This window comes from Ruegeria sp. CDSC085 (assembly GCF_059610465.1).
This window is the reverse complement of sequence record NZ_JBXWNR010000043.1, coordinates 1-5,783: the sequence shown is the minus strand read 5'-3', so window position 1 is coordinate 5,783 and position 5,783 is coordinate 1. Positions and strand designations below refer to the sequence as shown.

The following is a 5,783-nucleotide window of genomic DNA, read 5'->3' as shown; positions in this document are numbered from 1 at the left end:
GACTATGTGTTCGAGGGTCAAAAGCGGCATCATCCCTTGTCGAACATGTCCATGCTGATGCTGCTGCGCCGGATGCGACAGGATGGCGTCACTGTGCATGGCTTTCGCAGTTCGTTTCGGGACTGGGCGGCAGAGGCTGCGAACACGCCACGTGAACTCGCAGAAGCAGCATTGGCGCATCAGGTTGGGTCCGATGTAGAACGGGCCTATGCACGGTCGGATTTGTTGGAAAAGAGGCGTGAACTAATGGAGCTTTGGTCGCGTGTAACCGTTACGAAATCTCTACACATTAGAGGTGGCGATGTTTAGTATTCTTGGCTTTACGCCAATATGCAGGTTGTGGGACGAAATCCCGGCTGCGAGTTTCAACAAATGCTACGAAACCGGTCTTCAATTCCCTGCCAGTGACCCAGGCTACGCGCTCAGTGTTACGGCCAGTGACTGGCTTGAGGTGAAGTTCTTTAGCTGTATTTCTGACAATATGCACATCTGTGGACCGGACGGAACGTGCCTAAAGATAGATTTTAGATGTTTGCGTCATGATGATCTAACAATACACGACTTAGCGCTACATGAAGAGGGAGCGAAGCTATTAGGCCCGGACATCGGCGGATTGGGTAGAGCTTTACGACTATTTTCGTTGCCTGAAGAGGATTTCATTGACGACGCTTTGCGATGCTCCAAGTCCTATTGGAGTGCGGCTCTTGACCTTGGTCTACAGCACGAGTTTATCTCGGTGCCGCTTTTTCATACACGGAATACCTACACGATATCCTTGCATGTTTTCGATCTCTTAGACGAGCTCAACTACATGGAAGTTATTGACTTTAAGACTGTTGCTCAGATTCTTAGACCCTTTTCAGGTTGGGCGTTATGCGTGCCAGATAGCTTTATAGAGTCATCGTGGGATGAATATTGGCGCCAAGATTTATTAAAGGGTAACGCCCCGTCAAAACCTGTTGGGCCTGGCCGTCCACGTTTAATAGAAAAAGCTCTGCGTGACTTGCGGATAGTTTTTGGAGACAGCATTGAAGGTTTGACGATAAAGCAGATCGTTCGGGGGCTAGAAGGAAAAACCGGAAACCGATATTCGGAATCGACCCTTCGTCGCGCCATGCGTCAAAATTCACGTCAAAACTGAGGCTATTACTACCAAAATGGTGATCAAAATTGTTGAGCATTTTTGGGAAATTAGATCGTTTTAATTTACTAAACATCTAGTGATATCGAAAGACCATCGCAACTGATCCAAGAGGATTTCAACGATGGCAAGCGTCTTCAATGAGGACCGGGTCTATTTCCCAGAAGACCCTGAAATGCAATTGCTGGGAAGCCGCGAGAAGCTGGCTCAATGGCGCCACCGCATGTGTGGTCCGGCCTTCATCCGCATCGGTCGGCGGATCGCCTATCACGGTGCCGATCTGAACGCCTGGCTGGCGGCGCGGCGCACCGATCCCAACAACGAGGCTGCATAATGAAAAACCCCAACTCCAAGCGCGGAGATGGGGCTTTTCCAGTGACATCAACTGCCACCGTAGCAAGTCCAGTTGATGCCACAGGATGCCCCGCGCCGACAAGACAAAACGAACGTCGGTACTACTGGTCGCCCCTGAGCCATTCGGTCGAACGGGTGATCGTACGGAAAGGACGGATCAAGCATGGCTGATATGTCCTTCTCCAAGTCGATCAGCACGAGTCTCGACAGGGGGCCAGACACTGGCCTTCTTTCACGAACCGATCATCGGGAAACTGCTGAGAACTACGGCGGCGAACTCTTTCGCCATGGTATCTACCGCGTCGCCGTATGCCAGGATGGTATCCAATGGCTGTATCAGCGCCAGAGACCCAAATTTCCGGCCGGGGGAGCGGCGTGGGACACGCTCGGGTACTGTGTGACCAAATCCGGCCTAACCCGGCTCGTCCGGGCGCATATTGGCTGCGACCTTCCGGAGTTGGATGCCCTTCCCGAGCATTTCCAGCGGAGGTGTCGCGATGAGTAGGCGTCGATCTCCAAAGGGTAAACGGTCAGATGATGGCCAATACGTCCCTCTGCCCTACGCCATGATCAAGTCCCCGGCATGGCGGGCTCTGTCCGGACCTGCAGTGAAGCTCTGGCTGGAGCTTCACTCTCGCTACAACGGTGGCAACAACGGCAAGGTGTTTCTGTCGATGAATGAAGCAGCAGAGATACTGGGATTGGGCAAGGCCACGGTTCAGCGGGCTTTCGAGGATCTGCAGAACAAGGGCTTCCTTGTTCTGGAGCAGGAAGGCAACTGGTATCACCGGCGAGCCCACGAGTGGCGGTTGACGACCAAGGCGACCCAGACCCGATCTGGAAAGAAGGCCGCCACCAATGATTGGCGGTTTTGGCAATCCAAAAAATCAAAACGCGGTTCTGAGACGGACCCGTCAGCATCCTCAGTGGTTCCGTTTGAGAACCCAAAGACCTCCCATGGTTCCAAATCAGAACCCGTCAGGCCGATTTCTCGACGGTCCATCGGTTCTGAAACGGAACACTAATACTAACCACTCCCTGTTAAGCGAGGCGGACATGAGCAAGACACAGAAAGACAGTGGCAACGATCAGCAGACAAAGGGCTCCGAGCTTGCCGAGGCGGAGACCAACGCGGTTGCCGTTCTGAGGGAACGGAAGCGATCACGCGTCCGGGCCCCGGATATCACGTTGGATTTTGATGAAGACACACGAAGGCTCACGGTTGGGCACAAGGGAAAAGACCCAAAGGCGGCCTGCGCGTTGGCGATGCATGAGCTTGGCACAGCAGACTACCGGTTCTTCGAAGGCGTCATGACTCAAGTCGCGACTCTCGGGCAACAGGACAGCTCGGTTTCTGAGACCGCATCGAACTTCGTGATGTCCGTTGTTGCCGGGGTCAAGCCGCAAGACGAGATTGAAGCTATGCTTGCGATCCAGATGGGCGCGATCCATCAGGCCACTATGATGATGGCGCGCAGGCTCAATCACGCAAAATCTCTTCCACAGCAAGATTCAGCGGAACGAGCGCTCAACAAACTTTCGCGGACCTTCACGAGCCAGGTTGAAACCCTGAAACGGTATCGCGCTAAGGCGAACCAAACCGTCCGGGTCGAACGCGTTGAAGTCAAAGAAGGAGGTCAGGCTATCGTGGGCAATGTCCAAAACGGGGGGCGGGGTCAATGACGAAAACCAACGACAACCTCATGGACCCTACCGACCGGCTCTGGAACGCGCCCAGATGCACAGCAACGGCGAAGTCCACCGGCAAGCGATGTCGCGCACCCGCTGTTCAAGGTTGGAGCGTATGCCGAATGCATGGTGCCAAAGGAGGGCATACTGCGGGACCAAGCCATCCGTCTTGGAAACACGGAGAAAGATCGCGGACGGCGGAGCAGACACGTAAAGCCGTCAATGACTTGATACGAAGGGAACGAAAACTGCAGGAATTGCTCAATTGACTAAGGTTCTAGAATTGCAGTGTCGCTCGACAGAGACCTGCAGTTTTTCATCGTAAACTGGACACTCAAGCAGACTAAAACTCTGCGAGCAAAGCAGCCATCAACGCGTAGACGTCAATTGCAGCATTGGTGTTTGTTGGTCATTCAGGCGGCGGTTTTCAAATTGTGAAAGAACCGGGCAGAGGCGACCATTGGCATGAAACAGAGTGCTTTCCTCATGGGTTAATTTTCACTCTGCAAGCCAAACCACCTAGAATTTCGGATGTTCCAAGTTTCAACGATCCGCCGTAGGCGGCCAATAAATCAACGGAAATAGGTAGCCCTAGCCCTGTTCCTTTTACAGAGGTATCGAGGCGACCGCCGGAGCGAAGGACCTCAAGCCGGGCCTCCTCTGGGATTCCGGGTCCGTCGTCCTCGACGCGAAGTTCGATGCCGCTGCCCGTGCGCCTGGCGGTGATTTGGAATGTTGTCCGGCTCCATTTGAGGGCGTTGTCGAGGAGGTTCCCGATTACTTCCTCGATGTCCTGGGGGTCCATTCGAACGTGAAGACCAGTCTCGCAATTCGAAACAAGCGTCTTCCCCTCGCGTTCGGCCATCACCGAGAACAACCGGGACAGTCGTTCCAGCGAATTCGAAAGATCTGTCCTGGAATGCGTTAACTCTCCGGTGTTTGATGCGCGCATGCGCGCAAGTGAACGGCTAAGCTGGGCGTCAATTCGGGTTAGGGCTTCTTCCGCAGGTTCCGTATGTGCGCCGGCGTCTGCTAGTTCTGCCAATTCGTTTCGCAAGATGGCCGTCGGTGTCTTGAGGGCATGTGCCAGATCCGCCGCTTGTCTTCTCGAACCTGAGACAATCTCGCGGTTTCGATGCAGCAGTTTGTTGAGATCTTCCACCAGAGGCGAAACCTCTTCCGGGTAGTCTTCGGGGGTCAGCTCATCGCCTCGATCCCAGCGATGGGCGACATCGGCGCGCAACTTCCGGAGTGGGCCTACAATGGCGGACATCAACAAAAGAGAAATTGCCACTCCGATCAAACCAACCAATCCGAAAACCGGGAGAAGGTATCTTTGCGCAGCGCTGCGTTCGTTGATCAGTTCGCTCCTGCTTTCGGCGACAGTTACGCCCCACTCCGTTCCGTCTTCGAACGTGATCTTTTGATAGACGCTACGAATGGCTTCGCTATCTGGACCGGAGGTGTTCCAAATGATTGTTTCGTCATTTCCGCGCGGAGGCTCGGCGATCGTTTCATCGAAGAGTGAAGCAGACGTATATATGGCACCGGTACTGTCCGTTACTTGCCAATACCGCCCCGAATATGGCGTGCTATAGGCCGGATCGAATACCAACTGCCGCAGGGTTTCAGGGTCATCCGTGGTGGCGCTGAGGCCAACAACAACCTGCGTGTGCCGGTCTTGTAGCGTTGCGTCGAACTGCTCCAGAACGCGCGTGTTGATGTAGGAAAACACCATCAGCGTACCGACGCCTACGGACAGCGCTCCCGAAGCGATACCTCCGAGTAAGGCCCGTTGGCGCAACGAGAGCATTAGGCGGAATCAATCATATAGCCGCGCCCTCGGACGGTTGTAATCAAATCGGAGCCCAGTTTTTTGCGCAGGCGGGTCACAAAAACCGCAATCGTGTTGGAATCTCGGTCGCCGTCATATTCGTAGATGTGTTCAGACAACTCAGTACGCGACACCATCCGACCGATGTTGTGCGCCAGATAGGTCAGAACAGCGATCTCCTGCGCGGTCAAATCGACAGGAATGCCCCCGACCGTAACCCGACCGTTCCGCGTATCCAGAGAAACCTCCCCCATTTCTATCACGGGGTTCAACTGACCGCTCTGACGTCGTAAGATGGCCCGTACACGTGCCGCCAATTCAGGCATGTGGAACGGTTTGGTCATATAGTCATCCGCGCCGGCATCTAGGCCGTCGACGCGTTCGCTCCAGCCATCTCTAGCTGTCAGGATCAAGACCGGTGTCTTGACGCCCGCGCTGCGCCATTCGCGCAGGACCGAAATGCCGTCACGCTCAGGCAGGCCGATGTCGAGGATGATCATGTCGTACGGTTCAGTCGACCCCAGATGCAGGGCATCTGTACCATTGTTGGCCACGTCGACCACGCGACCTTCCGCACCCAATAGCTTTTTGACTTGCTCACAAAGCTGGGGTTCGTCTTCAGCAAGGAGTATTCGCATATCCAGAGACTACAGCTAAATCAGCGCGATCTTAACTCTAATTTTTCCCACCGCCGTTGCCGCCGCCGTTGCCGCCGCCGTTGCCGCCGCCGTTGCCGCCGCCGTTGCCGCCGCCGTTGCCGCCGCC

The 5,783-nt window shown here is 54.8% G+C and carries 7 protein-coding genes; 5 read left to right on the top strand and 2 right to left on the bottom strand.

Annotation, left to right across the window (positions count from 1 at the left end):
- The 5 genes from AC2FJB_RS22645 to AC2FJB_RS22625 all read left to right on the top strand — a co-directional run.
- Positions 1 to 309, top strand: a 309-nt coding sequence (locus AC2FJB_RS22645) for a tyrosine-type recombinase/integrase (RefSeq protein WP_496721191.1), incomplete at its 5' end; no start/stop codon positions are given.
- Entirely contained in the window at positions 302 to 1,141 is an 840-nt protein-coding gene (locus AC2FJB_RS22640) for a hypothetical protein (protein ID WP_480619546.1), read from the top strand. The genes AC2FJB_RS22645 and AC2FJB_RS22640, both read left to right, overlap by 8 nt.
- Before the next feature lie 124 nt (positions 1,142 to 1,265).
- Positions 1,266 to 1,475, top strand: coding sequence for a helix-turn-helix transcriptional regulator (locus AC2FJB_RS22635; RefSeq protein ID WP_496721193.1), 210 nt, complete (start codon positions 1,266 to 1,268; stop codon positions 1,473 to 1,475).
- A 517-nt stretch (positions 1,476 to 1,992) separates the two neighbouring features.
- Complete coding sequence (locus tag AC2FJB_RS22630) at positions 1,993 to 2,520, top strand: helix-turn-helix domain-containing protein (protein ID WP_299898976.1); 528 nt, start codon at positions 1,993 to 1,995, stop codon at positions 2,518 to 2,520.
- Between the two features lie 31 nt (positions 2,521 to 2,551).
- A complete protein-coding gene (locus tag AC2FJB_RS22625) occupies positions 2,552 to 3,178 on the top strand; it encodes a hypothetical protein (protein ID WP_299898974.1) in 627 nt (208 codons plus the stop codon).
- A gap of 490 nt (positions 3,179 to 3,668) precedes the next feature.
- Here the strand turns inward: AC2FJB_RS22625 and AC2FJB_RS22620 are convergent, their stop codons facing one another.
- Together AC2FJB_RS22620 and AC2FJB_RS22615 are read right to left on the bottom strand one after the other, a co-directional pair.
- Entirely contained in the window at positions 3,669 to 4,997 is a 1,329-nt protein-coding gene (locus tag AC2FJB_RS22620; protein ID WP_299898972.1) for a sensor histidine kinase, read from the bottom strand.
- The gene (locus tag AC2FJB_RS22615) at positions 4,997 to 5,656 is read right to left on the bottom strand and encodes a response regulator transcription factor (RefSeq protein WP_170375774.1); all 660 of its coding nucleotides are present in this window, start codon (positions 5,654 to 5,656) and stop codon (positions 4,997 to 4,999) included. The genes AC2FJB_RS22620 and AC2FJB_RS22615 overlap by 1 nt, the downstream gene beginning before the upstream one ends.
- Positions 5,657 to 5,783: the final 127 nt, after the last annotated feature.

Coding starts and splice junctions, on each gene's coding strand:
- AC2FJB_RS22640 (WP_480619546.1), top strand. CDS start 302: ATGTTTAGTATTCTTGGCTTTACGCCAATATGCAGGTTGTGGGACGAA.
- AC2FJB_RS22635 (WP_496721193.1), top strand. CDS start 1,266: ATGGCAAGCGTCTTCAATGAGGACCGGGTCTATTTCCCAGAAGACCCT.
- AC2FJB_RS22630 (WP_299898976.1), top strand. CDS start 1,993: ATGAGTAGGCGTCGATCTCCAAAGGGTAAACGGTCAGATGATGGCCAA.
- AC2FJB_RS22625 (WP_299898974.1), top strand. CDS start 2,552: ATGAGCAAGACACAGAAAGACAGTGGCAACGATCAGCAGACAAAGGGC.
- AC2FJB_RS22620 (WP_299898972.1), bottom strand. CDS start 4,997: ATGCTCTCGTTGCGCCAACGGGCCTTACTCGGAGGTATCGCTTCGGGA.
- AC2FJB_RS22615 (WP_170375774.1), bottom strand. CDS start 5,656: ATGCGAATACTCCTTGCTGAAGACGAACCCCAGCTTTGTGAGCAAGTC.